Here is a 17,107-nt window from a genome sequence, read left to right on the forward strand (position 1 = left end):
GGGAGGAGGAGGGAGGGAAGGACTATCCCCTCAAGGTCGGTCCCTCAGAGCACTGACCTCAAGCCCGGCTCGTAGCCCCTGCCTCAAGCCCGGCCCGAAGCCGTACCGGAAGCCATTGAGGCGGTGGAGGCGATCCACCATCCCCGCCCCTGCCCTGGAGCCAGACCCGAAGCCAGACCCGAAGCCCTGCCCGAAGAACTGGTGGAGGCGAGGGGGTCTGCACGAGCGGAGCGAGACACGCGAGCGGAGCGAGCAATCGAACAATGGACCGAGCGAAGCGAGGACCACCTGACCACGGCCCGGCTCTACGTCTTCTTCACGACCCGCGCCGGAGCTTTCCTCAAGACCACGGGACGCCCCGGCCTCCAGGTCAGCCCCGACAGGTCCACGGGAGCCCTGACCTTGTCCATCTCCGCCACCAGACGCGTCAGGGGAACCGACCCGTAGCTCCGCCCGACGCCTCCCCCTGCATGCCCGGTGAGCGCATCGTGCACCTCCTCATCGAGCCCCGCGCCTCGCGCCATGGACTTGAAGGTGTGCCTCAGCGAATGGAAGTCCTTGCCCCTCGGCAGGCCCGCCTCGTTACGCTGCCGCCCGAACCACTTGGACCACGCCGCCGCGCCTTGCCGCTCAGGATCGAACTGCACGTGCGGCCACAGCGGAGCTTCCGGCCCGTCCGTGAGGCGGGACTGGTGATAGGTGAGGAGCCCGATCCGCTCAAGCTCGGGATGGACGGGAACGATCCGCCGGAAACTCGCCGTCTTCAGCCGCCGTCCTTCGTGCGAGACCACCTGGAACACCGCCCGGCCGGTCTCAGGGTCCGTCTTCAGGTCTCCGACCCGGAGCCCCGCAATCTCGGCCAGCCGCATGCCCGAGAACAGGCCGATCAGCGGGAACCAGAACGCCGCCTCGCCTCCCCCGCCTCTCGGCCGGTCGTTCACGGCGTAAACCGGCCGGGCGAACAGGGCCGTGAGATCGTCGCGGGACAACTCCTCCCGTCCTTCGGCCGCGTTCTCCGCCTGCGTCAGTTGCAGGTCTACGAATGGATTGCGGAAGTCCGGGATCGCGTCCAGGTGCCCGGCCTTCTCCGCCGCCGCCACCACAGCCCCGATCAGCGTGATCTCCTTGTTGACCGTCGAGACCGACCGAAGCGGGTACTTTCCGAGATCGGCCCGCTTCAGGATCTCCATAAGGGGAAGGTCCGCGATCTTCTTCGGAAGCCCCTTCGGCAGTCTGACGAGCGCATCCCGGAACTCCCTCGCCTTCGCGCGGGTGATAGACCCGACCTGGAGATCCCCGTAACGCTCCGTGAACCGCCGAACCGCCCGGCCCGCCTCTTCTGCCGAGAGGGCCGTCACCTTCCGTCCGTCGCGCCCTCCCCCGCCCGCCTTCCACTCGGCAAGCGCCTCCGAGAGCTTCGGCCCTCGCTGCGAAGGCAAAGCCGTCCAGACCACCGTCTCCCGCCCGGCTTGGCGTTCCGCCATCTTCTCCAGTGCCGAAATCCTTGCATCGAACGCCGCCGACAGGAGCGCTTTCACCTCCTCCCGGTTCTCCGGCATCGTGAGGCCAAGTGAGCGGAGATGAGAGGCGAGTTCCACCTTCACCGCCGCCACATCTACCTCGGAGCGTGCCAGCCGCGCCGCTGCAAGCTCCTCTTCAATGAACTCCCCGTGGACCGCGTGATGGTCCTTCTCCATTCCGAAGTCCCCCGGCCCCTTCGTGAGAGGCACCAGGTCCGGCCACCGCCGCCGATCCTCCTCCGTCTGAAAGTTCCGCCGATCGTCGCCACCGAACCGCTGCTCCTGAACGAATGCCAGCCAATCGGCCACCACCGCCTCCGCCATCTCCGCACGGTCGGCTTCGGTCGGCACCGGGGGACCGGCCCGGAGCATGCGTTCGGCCATCTCAAAGAGATCCTGCACGCGCGACCCCTCACGGGCGTTCCTCGCGCTCGCCGTGCGGTAGTCCGCTGTGCCGAGAGACTTCGTGACCTCTCGCTTGAAGTGACCGGTGGCGGGATTGATGAGTTCGGGACACGCGCCCCTGAGATGCGCGGGAACAGGCAACCCGGCCAGCGAACGCGGCAGTGCCTTGCGGAACTCGTAGATGCCGCTGCCCTTGCGCCTCTGCATGTAGCTCAGCCCTGTCATCCGGCACCCCGTTTGTACAACGTGTTTGTACCAGCGGGCTTCTGCCAAGGTGCTGAGAGCGTACAGCTTTTTCGTTCAGAAGGGCTTAAGGAAGTACTGGCGACCCCGAGAGGGCTCGAACCTCTGACCTGCCGCTTAGAAGGCGGCTGCTCTATCCAGCTGAGCTACGGGGCCTTGGCCGTCTGGCCGCGTGCGGGAGGGACCGTCAGTGGGTCCAGCTCTCGACGCGGTTGAACTTGAAGTTGTCGGAGTAGGACATCCGCTTGGCCTTCTTCTCCTTGGGCTCGGAGACGCGATAGGCGATGCCGTGGCGGGTGCAGTAGGCGATCGCCTCCTCCTTGGTGTCGAAGGAAAGCTGGACCTGCTGCAGCATGTCGGTGCTGGAGGTGTAGCCCATCAGCGGCTCCACCCCGCGCGGGCGCTCCTGCTCGTAGGTGAGAACCCACTGCTTCGTCTTGGCCTGGCCCGATTGCATGGCGGTCCGCGACGGAATGTAGATGCGAGCGGTCATGACCAATCGGCTCCTCTCAGCCGGCCGCGCGCCGCATGGCCGGTTCCTGTCCGATCCGCGCGCTGGTCGGGGCAGCAAGATTCGAACTTGCGGCCCCCTGCTCCCAAAGCAGGTGCTCTACCAGGCTGAGCTATGCCCCGAGACACGCGAACCTCGCGGATTACCTAGCGATTTGGGCGGGGAAAGGCAACTGCTCACGGAGGCTCATTCGAAACGGATTGGCGCCGATCGAAGCATTTCGGAACCATGAGTTCCGGAAAAGTCCCGAAATGGGTTGCTGCTATGTTCCCGCCGCCCCCCCATCGTCCAGCACCGGGCTTTCACGAGGTGCACTGCCGATTGTGAATGCAAGAGGGCGTGACCAGGTGCGATTCGTGAACTGCCACACGGTCACGGACGCGGCGAGGTTTGCAAATGCTCGCACCGACGGCCCTCTCCGCTTCGCCGAGAGACACTTCGGCAGTAACCCGCGACAGCGAATGATGGAGACGGTTTTGTAAGTCCGGCGTGCCCTCCGTGTCGTCGAACAGCAAAACTGATCGCGCCATCAGCATACCCACGCTCGGCGACTGTCTCGCCCACCGCTGCACGATCGACGTCTGGTGCGGCCAAGATCAAGCGGCCGTTGCCACTTTGCGGATGCAGAAAATCCAGATCTCATCGCCTTTTGCTTTTCGATGCGGCGGTTTGAGGATCTCCTGAACGCAGTAACGTCCCTGACCCCAACCCAACACGACGAACGGCAGGATCTTTGGGTTAACTCCGAATGGGTCAAGTTCAGTGACACCTGATTCAGAATGCGCGGTCGTGTGTTCCAGATAGAGGACACCTCTGTCGGAGAGCTGGCCGACCCAAGCGTCTACCGCTTTCTTGGGATCGTAGGCATGGTCGTGAGAGTTCGTGTAGACGAAATCGAACTGACCAACCCAGTCGGGATTCTCCTCATGAAAATCCCACTGGACCATGTCAGGAACGGCGGTCGCCGTCGGGGAAATGTCCGTCCCGATAACCTTGCAATCGAGCTCGGTCGCGAACCAACGGATTTCCGAGCCATTACGCGACCCGTGGCATAGTCCCTGGCGAACATTTGGGATATGACGCCGAAGGTGCTCGGAGATGCAGCGCACTGTCTCCTGATCTGCCCAGACCAAGTCGAATTTTCGCTTGTTGCCCTCGATCTGCTTTTCCGCGTAGGCTGAATAGCTGAATTTTTTCGCACCATCACTATAGCCGCTCAGGTTCAGTGCGTAGTCTTCATCCCTATCCTTTTGGAAAAACTTGGAGACGTAAAATCCCCGCGATTTGAGATAGTGCCTGCTCAGTCTGTCCAAAGTGCGTGTTAGGAACATAGCGACTGCCTCGCGTTTTCCGGTGTCCTAGTGCACCCGGTAATCACGGTCAATGCGGGTCCGATCCCACCGGCTTGTCAGCAGCCTGTTCGCTGACACTTGCCGTCAGTTGTTCCTTATACGTTCTCATGCCATCTCTCAGTGATGAGAACAGTCCCTCCTCCAAATCACGATGGAGGCTGTACTTGCTTTGATGTTCGCCGAACGCACAATGCCCCGCCATCCCTAAGGCCAGTGGGGCGCCGATGCGAGAACTCAAGATAGCAGCGTGTGCCGAAGTACCCCCTCCCCCACTGCGGCAATGTTTCCCCGGGGGCGATGGCGGCTGTACAACTGGGGGGGAAAACCGCCTATAGGAACGGTGCCGGTCACCGTTCGTCTGGAAAGCCCATGTCCCGCATTCCGCTGCTGCCCCGCCTCGGCAAAAAGACCCTCGTGATGGGGATCCTCAACGTGACTCCGGATTCCTTCTCCGACGGCGGCCGCTTCGCCGCGCTGGAGGCGGCGGTGGCGCAGGCCGATGCGCTGGTGGAGGAAGGCGCGGATATCCTGGACGTCGGCGGCGAATCGACCCGGCCGGGCGCCGAGGTCGTGCCGCTGGACGAGGAGATCCGCCGCGTGGTTCCGGTGATCGAGGAGGTGTCCGCCCGGCATCGGGTTCCGATCTCCATCGACACCTACAAGGCCGGCACCGCGGAAGCCGCCCTGAAGGCCGGCGCCAGGATCGTCAACGACGTCTGGGGCCTGCAGCGCGAGCCCGACATCGCCCGCGTCGCCGCCGCGCACGGCGCGCCGGTGATCGTCATGCACAACCGCCACGCCATCGACGAGACGGTGGACATCATCGAGGACATGAAGGCCTGGTTCGGCCGCTCGATCGAGATCGCGCTGAAGGCCGGGATCCCGGACGCGCACATCATCGTCGACCCCGGCGTCGGCTTCGGCAAGACGTTCGAGCAGAACCTCCAGGCGATCGCCCGGCTGCCGGAGATCAAGGCGCTCGGCTACCCGATCCTGATGGGCACCTCGCGCAAGAGCCTGATCGGCATCCTCAACGACAACAAGCTCGTCCCCAAGGACCGCATCAACGGCACCATCGCCTCCAACGCGGTGTCGATCCTGCTGGGGGCAGACATCATCCGGGTTCACGACGTCCGGGCTCACATCGAGGCGGCCCGCGTGGTGGAAGCGATCAAGGAGCGGATGCGGTGACGGATCGGATCTTCGTCAAGAACATCGCGGTGTTCGCCTACCACGGACTGCACCCGGAAGAGGAGAAGCTGGGCCAGCGCTTCTTCATCTGGCTGGAGGCCCGCGTCGACAGCCGCGCCGCCGGCCTCGCGGACGATTTCGAAAAGACGGTCTCCTACGTCGACCTCACAGAGATCGCCGTGGAGATCGCCACCAAGCGCCGCTTCCGGATCATCGAGGCCCTCGCCGAGACCATCGCGGCTGCGATCCTGGAGCGCCTTCCGGACGTCCAGTCCATCGTGGTACGCGTGGACAAGCCGTCCGCCCCGGTTCCGGCGGTGATCGACGGCGTTTCCGTGGAGATCGAGCGCGCCCGCCATGGCTGAACACTCCGCCGGCATTCCCTTCCAGATGCACCGACCGGCGCACGCCTACCTGTCCATGGGCGGCAACATCGGCGACGTGCGCGCCACCTTCGAGGACGCGCTGGCGCTGCTCGCCGAACGCGGCGCCCGCGTGATCGCCCGCTCGTCCGACTACGAGACCCCGCCCTGGGGCAAGACGGACCAGCAGCCCTTCGTCAACGCCTGCGTCATCGTGGAAACCTCGCTCGCCCCGCACGAACTGCTCGACCTCTGCCTGGAGGTGGAGAAGGAGCTCGGCCGGATCCGGATGGAGAAGTGGGGTCCGCGGGTGATCGACATCGACGTGCTCGCCTACGAGGGCCGCGTGATCGAGACGCCCGACCTGATCGTGCCGCACCGCTACATGCTGGACCGCGCCTTCGTGCTGGTTCCGCTCTCCGAGATCGCTCCGGATCTGCCGATCGGCGGCGTCACCGTCGCCGAGCACGCCAAGGCCTTCGACAGCACCGGCATCGTCAAGCTGCCGCCGCGCGCCAAAGGAAACGCCGCATGACCGCGCTCCTCGTCTCCGTCACCTCGCCGGAGGAGGCCGAAGTCGCCCTCGCCAACGGCGCCGCCTACATCGACGCCAAAGACCCTTCCGCCGGTGCGCTCGGCGCCCTCACCCCGGACACGGTGGCCGCGATCGTCCGCACCGTCGGCGACCGGGCGACGGTGACCGCCGCCGCCGGCGACAGCGCCGACCTCGCGGTGATCGAGGCGCTGGTTGCCGCGGGCGCGCCCATCGTCAAGGTGGCGGTTCCCGCTGGAGACGCCGGCGCGGAAACGCTGGCCCGGATCGGCGGCGCGCTGGGTGCCCGCACGAAGCTCGTCGCCGTCTTCGCCGCCGACCGGGAGCCCGACCTCGGCCTCGTCGGTGTCGCGCGCTTCTCCGGCTTCCACGGCGTGATGCTCGACACGGCCGGCAAGGACGCCGGTCTGCTGCAGGCGATGGAGCTGGCGGACATCGCGCATTTCGTCGCCGCAGCCCGAAAGAACGGCCTGATGGTCGGCCTCGCCGGCTCGCTGAAGGTGGTGGATGTGGGAACGCTGCTCCCGTTCCTGCCCGACGTGGTCGGCTTTCGCGGCGGCGTCTGCGAGAACGACGTGCGCACCAACCCGATCGATCCGGCCAAGGTGCGTGCCGTCGCGACCGCGCTTGCCGTGCACGGCGCCCGCCGCGCCGCAGGCGGCTGACGCCATGGCCATGCCGCGGACAGGCGATCGGGTGATCGTGAAGATCGGCGGCAGCCTGACCGCGGACCGCGGCCGCCTGCGCGAGATCCTGTCCAGCCTGACGACCGCGTCGGCGCGGATCGTCATCGTCACGGGCGGCGGCCCCTACGCCGATGCGGTGCGCGAGGTGCAGGGCCGGCTCGGCATCTCGGACCGGCTGGCGCACCGACAGGCCCTGGCGGCGATGAACCTCTTCGCCGAGGCGATCTGCGAACTCGAACCGGCGCTGGTGATGGCGACCTCCCGGAACGAAGTGGACGCTGCGCACGCAGCCGGCCGGATCCCGATCTTCCTGACCGACCGGATCCAGACCGGCGGCGGCGGCCTGCCCGAAAGCTGGGCGCTGACCTCCGACAGCTACGCCGCGTTCCTCGCCTTCGAACTCGACGCGGTCGGCCTCGTGCTGGTGAAGTCCGCCGACGCTCCGGCCAGTGCCAGCACCGGCGAGCTCGCCCGTGACGGGCTGGTCGACGCTGCTTTCCCGAGCCTGGCTGCGCGGTTGTCCTGCCCGATCCGGATCATCGGCCCCGCGACCGTGGACCAACTTCCCGACCTCGTCGGCTTGCCCCGCTCGAAACTGGGCTCCATCGTGACGAACGCCTGAGCCAGGGACTGGAAAGCCGATGGACGACACGGCCGTTCGCGATCACGTGGTGCTTCTGACCGGCAAGCTCGCCTACCCCCGGGTGGAGACGGTGATGGCCGGCATGGCACCGGACACGTTCCGCTATTCCATCCTGGACGTCGGCGTGAAGGTGGCCGCGCTGATGACCGAGGAGATCATCCGCCGCCGCGTTACCCTGCCCGCCGACGCCACGCGCGTCGTGCTGCCCGGTCGATGCCGCGCGGACCTCGATGCTCTCGCCGCCCATTTCGGCGTGCCGGTCCTGCGCGGCCCCGACGAGGTGGTGGACCTGCCGCAGTTCTTCGGCCGCGGCGCGCGGGAGCCCGACCTGTCGCGCTACGACCTCCTGATCTTCGCCGAGATCGTGGAGGCCCCGGAAAGCAGCATCGAGCACGTCGTCGCCCGAGCGCGCGAACACCAGTCCGCGGGCGCCGACGTGATCGACATCGGCTGCCTGCCCGATACGCCGTTCCCCCATCTGGCCGAGCTGGTGCGCACGCTGAAGGCTGAGGGCTTCAAGGTTTCCGTCGACAGCGCCAGCGTGGACGAGTTGCGCATCGGCGCGGAGGCCGGCGCGGACTACCTGCTTTCCCTGAACGAGAACACCCTCCCTCTCGCCCGCGAGGTGGCGGCTGTACCGATCCTGGTGCCGGCAAGCCCCGGCGACCTCGACTCGCTGATCCGCGCCGCCGAACAGATGGACCGCTGGGACCTGCCCTACCTGGCGGACCCGATTCTCGACCCCATCCACTTCGGGTTTGCCGACTCGATCGTCCGCTACGTGGAGTTCCGCCGGCGGATGCCGGAGGCGCGGATGCTGATGGGAACGGGAAACCTCACCGAGCTCACCGAGGCCGACACCACGGGCATCACCGCCACGTTGCTCGGCATCTGCTCGGAGCTGGACATCTCGGGCGTGCTGATCGTCCAGGTGAGCCCGCACACCCGCCGGACCGTGCACGAGCACGACGCCGCCCGTCGGATCATGGCCGCCGCCAAGCGCGACGGAGGGCTGCCGAAGGGGTATTCGAGCGCGCTGCTTGGCCTGCACGACCGCAAGCCCTACGCCAACACGCCCGCAGGCATCGCTATGGCGGCCGGCGAGGTGCGCGACCGGAACTTCCGGATAGAGGTCGCCGAGGATGGCGTCCACGTCTACAACCGCGACATCCACGAAATCCACACCGACGCCTTCGACTTCTTCCCCAAGTTGGGCGTCGAGACCGACGGCAGCCACGCCTTCTATCTCGGCGCGGAGATCCAGAAGGCCGAGATCGCCTATGCCCTCGGCAAGCGCTACGCCCAGGACAATCCGCTCGACTGGGGCATCTCCGCCGACCGCAAGGTGGAGGACCTGACCCGACTGCAGGAGGCCGGGCACACGCTGGCGACCCGCAAGACCCCGCGCCGGACCGAGGAGGAATGATGCCGTTCATCCTGGAGACGATCGTCGCCACCAAGAACACCGACGGCAGCTTTCACGTACGCCCCTATGGCCTGCACCGGGACGGCGACGACTGGATCTTCCTGCCGTTCCGCCCCTCGCCGGCGATCGAGAACCTGGCGCGCCACCCCTTCCTGGTGGTGTCCGCCCCTTCGGACGTCCGTGTGATCGCGGGCTTCCTGACCGGACGGGGCGACTGGCCGACCGTCCCGGCCGACAGGGTCGACGGGGTGCGGCTGGCGGATACCACCGGGCACATGGAACTGGAGGCCGTGTCCTTCGAGGATCACGAGCAGCGTCCTCGGTTCCGCTGCCGGGTCGTGCACCAGGTGGCGCACCGGCCGTTCCTGGGGTTCAACAGGGCACAGGCCGCAGTGCTGGAGGCCGCCATCCTGTCCACCCGTCTCGGCATGCTTCCGGCCGAGAAGGTCGACAGCGAGATCACATATTTGAGAATTGCGATAGAAAAGTGCGCCGGGCCCGAGGAATTGGAGGCCTGGAGCTGGCTTATGCAGCGGATCGAGGACTATCGGAACGCTCAGTAAACCTTAACAGCGCGTATTTCATTTAAAGAGAGCGTGTTGCCCGCGAGCCGATTTAACTAGAATTCGCAAACGCGCTTTATCTCACATTCTAATTAGATATGAATGGGGCCGACCACGGAGTTGGGAGGTTCCCATGTTGCTCACCCGCCACGATCTGTCCGACAATCAGTTCGAACTGCTTGTCTTCATCACCAAGCAGAGCGTGCGCTCGGTCCAGACCGACCCGGTGAACAAGCTGGTGGACCTCGGCCTGATTTGCCACCGCGACGGCTACCTGCGCGCCACCCACTCGGCCTGGTCGCTGCTCCTGTGCGGCGCCACCCGCCTCGCCCCGGCCGAGTGAAGCCGACACCCTCCGGTCGCAGAACAGACGCGACACGGAGCTTGTGTGTTTCGGACGTTGTCGCCTGAGGAAACGAATTCCACCGATGGGGGATTGCCGCCCTCCCCCCTCCCCGGCTTAAGCTCTTCGAAAGCCCGCCAAGGGCATGCGTGAGAGCGGCCGCGAATGACCAAGCCCGACGACACCACCGCCTACCTGTCGGGCGCCGAGGCGCTCCGCCTCTTCAAAGCCAAGTCCCTGTCTCCACTCGAGTATCTCGAGGCCTGCATCGCCCGGGCCGAGGCCGTAGAGCCGACCGTCAACGCCATCGCGGACCGGTTCTACGAGGCCGCCCGCAAAGCGGCGGCCATGGCCACGGACCGCTACGCGGGCGGCGCGCCCACCGGCCCGCTCGATGGCTTGCCGCTGGCGGTGAAGGAAGCCGACAAGCTGGCCGGTACCCGCCGCCCCAACGGCTCCCTCATCCACAAGGACCGGGTCGACAGCGACACCGCCCCGGTGGTCGAGCGGCTTCTGGCCGCCGGCGCGATCCCGCACATGAAGACCACCGTGCCCGAGTTCTGCATCCTCGGCGCCACCCACTCCCGGCTCTACGGCGTGACCCGCAACCCCTGGAATCCGGACTTCGGACCGGGCGGCTCCTCCGGCGGGTCCGGCGCCGTGCTGGCGACCGGCGGCTCGCCGCTGGCGACGGGATCGGACATCGGCGGATCGATCCGGATCCCCGCATCGGCCTGCGGCGTGGTCGGCTACAAGCCTCCCTACGGGCGCAACCCGGCGCCCTCCGGCTCCAACCTCGACACCTACTGCCACTACGGTGTGATGTCCCGCACGGTTATCGATACGGCGCTGATGCAGAACGTGGTTTCCGGTCGCCACCCGCGCGACATCGCCAGCCTTGCCGACCGTGTGGTGGTGCCGACTGAAGCCCCCGCGAACCTCAGGGGCAAGCGGATCGCCTATTCCATCGATCTCGGCGCCTATGAGGTCGACCACGGCGTCGCAGCGGCAACGCGGCAGGCGATCCAGGTCCTTCGCGACCTTGGCGCCGTCGTGGAGGAGGTAGAGACCGGCTGGACCAGCGAGATCACCCGTGCGGCCGAGCGATACTTCGCCCACGGCTGGGGCAACACCATGTCGAAAGACTTCGAGCGCGACCGCACGTTCATGACGGGCTATGCGATCGACTACATCCTGGCGGCCAAGAGCGCCACGCCGGAGGACTACCACTACGCCCGCACCGTCGAGGCGCAGATGTACGACCGCTTCGGCCCGATGATGGAAGGCTACGACGCCTTCGTCTGCCCGACGCTGGCGCTGCCGAGCGTTCCCGCCGAGTTCCACCCGCTGAAGACGCCGCTGGTGTTCAACGGCGTGGAGAAGATCGTCAGCGACGACGACTGGGCGATGACAACGCCCTTCAACACGTTGAGCCGGCTGCCGGTCCTGTCGGTGCCGAGCGGCATGCACGAAACCGGCGTTCCGACCGGCATCCAGATCGTCGGCCGCGCCTACGACGACGTCTCGGTGTTCCAGGTCGGGCTGGCCTACGAGCAGGCCTTCCCCTGGCTCCAGGCCGGTAACCGGCCTCTCGCCTGATCCACGTCGACAAGCCCAAGGAAGAGCCCCTGATGAACAACGCCGATCTGGTTATCGTCAACGGCCGGGTGAGGACCGTGGATCCCTCGAAACCCTTCGCCGAAGCGGTCGCCATTCTGGGGAACCGGATCGCCGCGGTGGGCGACAATGCCGAAATTCTCGCGCTGAAGGGCTCGGCCACCCGTGTGTTCGACGCAGCCGGCCGCACCGTGCTGCCCGGCTTCGTGGAAAGCCATCTCCATGTCTTCCCGGGCGGGTTGGAGCTGGACCACTGCGACCTCTCCGGCGTGCGCGGGGTCTTCGCGGTATCGGAGAAGATCCGCGGCTACGTCGCCACCCGGCCCGGTTCGGACCTGGTGATCGGCCAGGCGGCCGACTACACCATGCTCTCCGACCAGGCGATCACCACCCGGCAGGACCTCGATGCCATCCTGCCGGACCGCCCGCTGCTCCTGTTCGCACCCGACCACCACACCGCCTGGGCGAACACCGCGGCGCTTGCGGCAGCGGGGATCCTGCACGGCAAGCCGGTCGGCGTCGGCAACGAGATCGTCATGGCGCCGGACGGAACGGCGAGCGGCGAACTACGCGAGGGCGAAGCCTTCGGGCCGGTGCTGGCCCTCTCCAAGGTCGGCACCCGCGTCCGCCAGGGCCTGACCAACGGCGGCGAGCCGGAACCGCCGACGCCGGAGGAACGGGCGGCCGACCGCGCAGTGATGAAACGCGGGCTGGAACACCTTGCCCGGCACGGCATCACCAGCTTCCACAACATGGACGGCAACTTCTACCAGCTGGAGCTGATCGACGAGCTGATCGAGGCCGGCGACTTCATCTGCCGCGCCCGGGTGCCGATGCACTTCGTCGACGCCATGCCGATCGAGGCGCTGGAGAAGGCGAGCGCCATGACGGCCAGGTACGACAGCGACCGCCTGCGCTCAGGCTTCGTCAAGCTGTTCATGGACGGCGTCATCGACAGCGGCACGGCGGCCATGCTGGAGGACTACGCCGACCGGCCCGGCTGGCGCGGCGACCCGCTGTTCACCGCCGAGCGCTTCAACGCCATCGCGACCGAGGCGGACCGGCGCGGCCTGCAGATCGCCGTCCACGCCATCGGCGACAGGGCCGTGCGCATGGTCCTGGACGGTTACGAAGCCGCCCGCAAGGCCAATGGAGTCCGCGACAGTCGGCACCGGATCGAGCACATCGAGGTGATCCACCCCGACGACATCCCCCGTCTCGTCGACTACGGCGTGATGGCCTCCATGCAGCCGCCGCACCCGCCCGGCGCGGGCAACTTCCCGCTGGAACCGACGGTCTCCAAGATCGGCGAGCACCGCTGGCCGTGGGCCTACGCCTGGAACACCATCCGCGATGCAGGCGGCCGGCTCGTCTTCGCCAGCGACTGGCCGGTCTCGCCGGTCAGCGTCACCGAAGGCATCCAGGCGGCGGTGACACGGCCGTCGTGGAAGGAGGGCCTGCGTGATCACAGGCAAACCCTGGACCAGGCCATCGCCGGCTACACCATCGACGGCGCCTACACCGAGTTCATGGAAGACCGGAAGGGCATGCTGAAGCCGGGGTATCTGGCCGACGTGGTCGTTTTGTCGGGCGATATCGATGCCACGCCCCCGCAGGAGATCGGCGGTCTTCAGGTCGCCCTCACCGTGTGCGACGGCATCGTGACATGGGAAGGTTGAGCAGCTGAACCGCCGATTGGTATGTGATCACAAACATCGGCCGAACACCATTTGCACACTTGCGCAGCAGCCTTGTTTACGGGCAGTCTTCCTGGAACAACGATATCGGGGGCGAGCGGTTGTCCAGCGTCGTGGCAAAGGCCGGACTTGAGATCCGGAACGTGGGAAAGCTCTTCACGCAGCCTGGAAAGGGCGACTTCCGCGCCCTGGACGACGTCTCCCTGTTCATCAAGCCGAACGAGTTCTTCACGCTGCTGGGACCCTCCGGCTGCGGGAAGACGACGCTGCTGCGGATGATCGCCGGTTTCGAGTACCCGACCGAGGGCGAGATCCGCCTGAACGGCGACGAGATCTCCGACCTGCCGCCCTACCAGCGGCCGATCAACACCGTGTTCCAGAACTACGCGCTGTTCCCCCACCTGACGGTGGACCAGAACATCGCCTTCGGCCTGGAGATGCTGCGCCGGCCCAAGGGCGAGATCGACAAGACGGTCGACGAGATGCTGCGGCTGGTGAAGATGACGGAGATGCGCGGCCGCAAGACCAGCCAGATTTCCGGCGGTCAGCAGCAGCGCGTAGCGCTCGCCCGGGCGCTGGCCCCGCATCCCAAGGTGCTGCTGCTCGACGAGCCGCTCTCCGCGCTCGACCTGAAGCTGCGCAAGGAGATGCAGATCGAGCTGAAGCGCCTGCAGCACGAGACCGGCATCACCTTCGTCTTCGTCACCCACGACCAGGAGGAGGCGCTGACCATGTCGGACCGCATCGCGGTCATGAGCGCCGGCAAGGTGCTCCAGGTCGGCTCCCCGCGCGACATCTACGACCATCCGGCCAACCGCTTCGTGGCGAATTTCATCGGCGAGACCAACTTCCTGACCGGCACCGTGCTGTCCGCCGCCCCCGGGCGGGCCGACATCAAGCTGGGGACCGGCGCCGTCATCGCCGCCGGCGTGCCGGACGGCATGACGCCGGCCGGCGAGGTCACCGTGGTGGTCCGCCCGGAACACGCCGTCATCACGGACCCCGAAACCGCCGCTGTGAAGGGCACGGTCGACACCGTCGTCTACTTCGGCACCGACACCCACTATCACCTGAAGCTGGACAGCGGCGCGCCCTTCACCGTGCGCCAGCAGAACCGGCGCGGCCGGGAGGTGCACCTAGCGGCCGGGCAGCCCGTCGGCATCGACATACCGGGCGGCGTCGCCCAGGTCCTGAGGGACTGACCGATGAGCGCGCTGCAACGCTCGACCGCCAAACGCGACGCCGGCATCGACCGGGTGAGCCGGCTGCTGACCTTGCCGTCGCTGGCCATCATCTTCGTCTTCGGTATCCTGCCGCTGGTGATCATGCTGGTCTATTCGTTCCTGAAGCCGGCAGCCTACGGCGGCGTGGAATGGGAGTTCTCCACCGAGGCCTACGTCTCGTTCTTCTTCACGCAGGACATCTTCGACGAGACGCTGACCTTCAATCCGGACTATCTCTCGATCTACCTGCGCTCCTTCGTCTTCGCCGTGGGGACGATGATCGCCTGCCTGCTGCTCGGCTTCCCGACCGCCTACTTCATCGCCACGCGGCCCGCGCACCAGCGCCAATGGTGGCTGCTCCTGGTGACGATTCCTTTCTGGTCCAACCTCCTGATCCGCACCGTGGCGATCATGCTGATCATCCGCGACGAAGGCCTGGTGAACCACTGGCTGATCAACCTCGGGGTCATCGACCGTCCGATCGTGATGCTCTACACCAACTTCGCCATCGTGCTCGGGCTGTTCTACAGCTTCTTCCCCTTCATGGTGCTGCCGCTCTACACCTCCCTGGAGAAGCTGGATTTCCGCCTCGTGGAGGCCGGCTTCGACCTCTACGCGACCCGCGGCCGGGTGCTCCGGCGCATCATCATCCCGCTCGCCAAGCCCGGCATCGTGGCGGGCTGCCTGCTGGTGTTCATTCCAGCGCTCGGCGCCTATGTGACGCCGCTGATCCTCGGCGGCGGCACGCACCTGATGATCGGCGATCTCATCGCCCAGCAGTTCGGCTCCAGCCGCAACTGGCCGCTCGGCGCGGCGCAGGCGCTGATCCTGATGTCCGGCGTGCTGGTGGCGCTGTTCTTCTATGCCCGCAACACCGCCGGCAAGGGGGTGGGCCATGGCCGGTAGGGGCACCGACGTCCGCCGCCAGCCCGGCTTCGGATTGATCGCCGGCCTCTGCCTGACGATCCTCTATGCGCCGATCCTGGTGCTGGTGATCTTCGCCTTCAACGCCAACTCGATCGTCAGCATCTGGACGGGCGTATCGTTGGACTGGTTCGCCAAGGCGCTCGACAACGAAGGCTTCCACCAGGCGGCTACCAACACGATGATCGTGTCGATCACCGCCACCATCATTGCCACGATGGCCGCGACGGCGGCGGCTCTCGGCACCACGCGGGTGCGATCCTGGCGTGGCCAGAGTGCCGCCTACATGACCATCAGCCTGCCGCTGATGGTGCCCGAGATCATCACCGCGGTGGCGACGCTCTCCTTCTTCGCGCTCGTCGCCTCGGTGTTCGGGATCAACCTCGGCCTCGGCAACCTGATCGTCGCCCACACGGTGTTCTGCATCCCGTTCGCCTACATGCCGATCCGGGCGCGGCTGGAGGACATGGACCTGACGCTGGACCACGCGGCCGCCGACCTCTACGCGACGCCCTGGATGACCTTCCGGCGTGTGACACTGCCGCTGCTGGCGCCCGGCATCGTCTCGGGCGCGGCGCTCGCCTTCATCGTCTCCTTTGACGACTTCACCATCAGCCAACTCGTGGCCGGACCCGGACAGCAGACGCTGCCGGTGTTCATCTGGTCGATGACGCGTCGGCCGATGACGCCCGAACTCAACGCCATGTGCGCGATCCTCCTGGGGATCTCGATACTCTTCATTTCCTTCTCGGCACTGATCGGCCAGAGACGCCGCTAGCTGCCGGGCGGATTGCTCGGAGGTGGACCATGACAAGAACGATACTGGCAACGACCGCGATCTGGACACTGATCACCGCGCCGGCTCTCGCAGCCGGAGAGCTCCACATCTACAACTGGGGCGATTACACCAGCCCCAAGCTGATCGAGAAGTTCGAGAAGGAATTCGACGTCAAGGTGACGCTCGACAGCTACGACAGCAACGAGACGATGCTGGCCAAGGTGCGCGCCGGCAACTCCGGCTTCGACATCGTGGTGCCGTCCGATTACACCGTGAAGGTGATGATCGACGAAGGTCTTCTTGAGGAGACCAAGCCGAACGAGATGGCGAATTTCAAGCACATGATCCCGAAGTTTGTGGACGTCTACTGGGATCCGGGCCGCAACTACACGGTTCCCTGGCAGTTCGGCCTGACGACCTACGCCGTCAACACGGACAAGTACAAGGGCCCGATGGACTCCATCAGCCTGCTCTTCGCCCCGCCGGAGGAGCTGAAGGGCCGCATCAACGTGCTCGACGACATGAACTCGCTGATCCACGCCGCCGAGCGTTTTGTCGGCGTCGACCGCTGCACGTCGAACAAGGAAGACCTGAAGAAGGTCAACGACGCGCTCTTGGCCGCCAAGCCCTACTGGCGCACCATGTCCTACGACACCATCACCAAGATCACCTCCGGCGACGTCGACGTGACGCAGACCTGGAACGGCGCCGCCTACCGCATGCGCCAGCAGATCCCGGCCATCAAGTTCGCCATGACCAAGGAAGTGATGGAAGGCTGGATGGACAACGTTTCGGTGCTGAAGGGCGCCGCCAACGTGGAGAACGCCAAGCTCTTCCAGAACTTCATCATGGCGCCCGAGAATGCCGCGCTGATCTCCGAGTTCGCCGGCTACGATAACGGCATCGAGGGCAGCAAGGCCTTCCTCCCGCCGGAGTTCGCCTCCGCGCCGGAGATCAACATGCCGGAGGGCGCCACCTCCGAATTCGTGCCGCCCTGCCCGAAGGAGGTCGTCGAGATCTACAACAAGATCTGGACCAACCTGAAGAAGTGAGCTGCACGGCCACGACGT

General features: G+C 66.1%; 17 protein-coding genes and 2 tRNA genes. 14 read left to right on the top strand and 5 right to left on the bottom strand.

Going from position 1 to position 17,107, the window contains the following annotated elements; all coding sequences use genetic code 11:
* Positions 1 to 305: 305 nt before the first annotated feature.
* From HZ321_RS12680 to HZ321_RS12700, 5 genes are all read right to left on the bottom strand, one after another.
* Positions 306 to 2,150, bottom strand: coding sequence for a site-specific integrase (locus HZ321_RS12680; protein WP_181702731.1), 1,845 nt, complete (start codon positions 2,148 to 2,150; stop codon positions 306 to 308).
* Positions 2,151 to 2,247: 97 nt separating this feature from the next.
* Positions 2,248 to 2,324: transfer RNA gene (locus tag HZ321_RS12685), tRNA-Arg, on the bottom strand.
* A 31-nt stretch (positions 2,325 to 2,355) separates the two neighbouring features.
* Complete coding sequence (locus HZ321_RS12690) at positions 2,356 to 2,661, bottom strand: ETC complex I subunit (protein WP_181702732.1); 306 nt, start codon at positions 2,659 to 2,661, stop codon at positions 2,356 to 2,358.
* Positions 2,662 to 2,724: 63 nt separating this feature from the next.
* Positions 2,725 to 2,801, bottom strand: a tRNA-Pro gene (locus tag HZ321_RS12695).
* A gap of 474 nt (positions 2,802 to 3,275) precedes the next feature.
* Entirely contained in the window at positions 3,276 to 4,010 is a 735-nt protein-coding gene (locus HZ321_RS12700) for a class I SAM-dependent methyltransferase (protein ID WP_181702733.1), read from the bottom strand.
* Positions 4,011 to 4,400: 390 nt separating this feature from the next.
* Between HZ321_RS12700 and folP the strand changes: the two genes are divergently transcribed.
* The 14 genes from folP to HZ321_RS12770 all read left to right on the top strand — a co-directional run bounded on the left by folP (position 4,401) and on the right by HZ321_RS12770 (position 17,089).
* On the top strand, positions 4,401 to 5,222 hold the full coding sequence (gene folP / locus HZ321_RS12705; protein ID WP_181702734.1) for a dihydropteroate synthase: 822 nt from the start codon (positions 4,401 to 4,403) through the stop codon (positions 5,220 to 5,222).
* On the top strand, positions 5,219 to 5,587 hold the full coding sequence (gene folB / locus HZ321_RS12710; RefSeq protein WP_181702735.1) for a dihydroneopterin aldolase: 369 nt from the start codon (positions 5,219 to 5,221) through the stop codon (positions 5,585 to 5,587). The genes folP and folB overlap by 4 nt, the downstream gene beginning before the upstream one ends.
* On the top strand, positions 5,580 to 6,119 hold the full coding sequence (gene folK, locus HZ321_RS12715; protein WP_244635843.1) for a 2-amino-4-hydroxy-6-hydroxymethyldihydropteridine diphosphokinase: 540 nt from the start codon (positions 5,580 to 5,582) through the stop codon (positions 6,117 to 6,119). The genes folB and folK overlap by 8 nt, the downstream gene beginning before the upstream one ends.
* A complete protein-coding gene (locus HZ321_RS12720; protein WP_181702736.1) occupies positions 6,116 to 6,802 on the top strand; it encodes a (5-formylfuran-3-yl)methyl phosphate synthase in 687 nt (228 codons plus the stop codon). The genes folK and HZ321_RS12720 overlap by 4 nt, the downstream gene beginning before the upstream one ends.
* Positions 6,803 to 6,806: 4 nt before the next feature.
* Positions 6,807 to 7,445, top strand: coding sequence for an amino acid kinase family protein (locus HZ321_RS12725; RefSeq protein WP_181702737.1), 639 nt, complete (start codon positions 6,807 to 6,809; stop codon positions 7,443 to 7,445).
* Between the two features lie 19 nt (positions 7,446 to 7,464).
* On the top strand, positions 7,465 to 8,892 hold the full coding sequence (locus HZ321_RS12730; protein WP_181702738.1) for a DUF6513 domain-containing protein: 1,428 nt from the start codon (positions 7,465 to 7,467) through the stop codon (positions 8,890 to 8,892).
* Positions 8,892 to 9,455, top strand: coding sequence for a DUF447 domain-containing protein (locus HZ321_RS12735; RefSeq protein ID WP_181702739.1), 564 nt, complete (start codon positions 8,892 to 8,894; stop codon positions 9,453 to 9,455). The genes HZ321_RS12730 and HZ321_RS12735 overlap by 1 nt, the downstream gene beginning before the upstream one ends.
* A gap of 133 nt (positions 9,456 to 9,588) precedes the next feature.
* Positions 9,589 to 9,798 carry a hypothetical protein gene (locus HZ321_RS12740; protein ID WP_181702740.1) on the top strand — a complete coding sequence of 70 codons (210 nt, stop codon included), beginning with the start codon at positions 9,589 to 9,591 and terminating at the stop codon, positions 9,796 to 9,798.
* A 165-nt stretch (positions 9,799 to 9,963) separates the two neighbouring features.
* Positions 9,964 to 11,397 (top strand): amidase, encoded by a 1,434-nt coding sequence (locus HZ321_RS12745; RefSeq protein ID WP_181702741.1) that lies wholly within the window; start codon positions 9,964 to 9,966, stop codon positions 11,395 to 11,397.
* 32 nt (positions 11,398 to 11,429) lie between these two features.
* Entirely contained in the window at positions 11,430 to 13,094 is a 1,665-nt protein-coding gene (locus tag HZ321_RS12750) for an amidohydrolase (RefSeq protein ID WP_181702742.1), read from the top strand.
* Positions 13,095 to 13,213: 119 nt separating this feature from the next.
* Complete coding sequence (locus HZ321_RS12755) at positions 13,214 to 14,314, top strand: ABC transporter ATP-binding protein (protein WP_181702743.1); 1,101 nt, start codon at positions 13,214 to 13,216, stop codon at positions 14,312 to 14,314.
* Positions 14,315 to 14,317: 3 nt separating this feature from the next.
* A complete protein-coding gene (locus HZ321_RS12760; protein ID WP_181702744.1) occupies positions 14,318 to 15,241 on the top strand; it encodes an ABC transporter permease in 924 nt (307 codons plus the stop codon).
* Positions 15,231 to 16,037 (top strand): ABC transporter permease, encoded by an 807-nt coding sequence (locus HZ321_RS12765; protein WP_181702745.1) that lies wholly within the window; start codon positions 15,231 to 15,233, stop codon positions 16,035 to 16,037. Before HZ321_RS12760 ends, HZ321_RS12765 begins: the two co-directional genes overlap by 11 nt.
* A gap of 29 nt (positions 16,038 to 16,066) precedes the next feature.
* Complete coding sequence (locus HZ321_RS12770; RefSeq protein WP_181702746.1) at positions 16,067 to 17,089, top strand: extracellular solute-binding protein; 1,023 nt, start codon at positions 16,067 to 16,069, stop codon at positions 17,087 to 17,089.
* The last annotated feature ends 18 nt before the right edge of the window (positions 17,090 to 17,107 follow it).

Source organism: Chthonobacter albigriseus, from assembly GCF_013839445.1.
Lineage (GTDB): Bacteria > Pseudomonadota > Alphaproteobacteria > Rhizobiales > Pleomorphomonadaceae > Chthonobacter > Chthonobacter albigriseus.

Bases quoted from the DNA above. Each gene is read 5' to 3' on its own strand.
- HZ321_RS12680 (WP_181702731.1), bottom strand. From the start codon at position 2,150: ATGACAGGGCTGAGCTACATGCAGAGGCGCAAGGGCAGCGGCATCTAC.
- HZ321_RS12690 (WP_181702732.1), bottom strand. From the start codon at position 2,661: ATGACCGCTCGCATCTACATTCCGTCGCGGACCGCCATGCAATCGGGC.
- HZ321_RS12700 (WP_181702733.1), bottom strand. From the start codon at position 4,010: ATGTTCCTAACACGCACTTTGGACAGACTGAGCAGGCACTATCTCAAA.
- folP (WP_181702734.1), top strand. From the start codon at position 4,401: ATGTCCCGCATTCCGCTGCTGCCCCGCCTCGGCAAAAAGACCCTCGTG.
- folK (WP_244635843.1), top strand. From the start codon at position 5,580: ATGGCTGAACACTCCGCCGGCATTCCCTTCCAGATGCACCGACCGGCG.
- HZ321_RS12720 (WP_181702736.1), top strand. From the start codon at position 6,116: ATGACCGCGCTCCTCGTCTCCGTCACCTCGCCGGAGGAGGCCGAAGTC.
- HZ321_RS12725 (WP_181702737.1), top strand. From the start codon at position 6,807: ATGGCCATGCCGCGGACAGGCGATCGGGTGATCGTGAAGATCGGCGGC.
- HZ321_RS12730 (WP_181702738.1), top strand. From the start codon at position 7,465: ATGGACGACACGGCCGTTCGCGATCACGTGGTGCTTCTGACCGGCAAG.
- HZ321_RS12735 (WP_181702739.1), top strand. From the start codon at position 8,892: ATGCCGTTCATCCTGGAGACGATCGTCGCCACCAAGAACACCGACGGC.
- HZ321_RS12740 (WP_181702740.1), top strand. From the start codon at position 9,589: ATGTTGCTCACCCGCCACGATCTGTCCGACAATCAGTTCGAACTGCTT.
- HZ321_RS12745 (WP_181702741.1), top strand. From the start codon at position 9,964: ATGACCAAGCCCGACGACACCACCGCCTACCTGTCGGGCGCCGAGGCG.
- HZ321_RS12750 (WP_181702742.1), top strand. From the start codon at position 11,430: ATGAACAACGCCGATCTGGTTATCGTCAACGGCCGGGTGAGGACCGTG.
- HZ321_RS12760 (WP_181702744.1), top strand. From the start codon at position 14,318: ATGAGCGCGCTGCAACGCTCGACCGCCAAACGCGACGCCGGCATCGAC.
- HZ321_RS12765 (WP_181702745.1), top strand. From the start codon at position 15,231: ATGGCCGGTAGGGGCACCGACGTCCGCCGCCAGCCCGGCTTCGGATTG.
- HZ321_RS12770 (WP_181702746.1), top strand. From the start codon at position 16,067: ATGACAAGAACGATACTGGCAACGACCGCGATCTGGACACTGATCACC.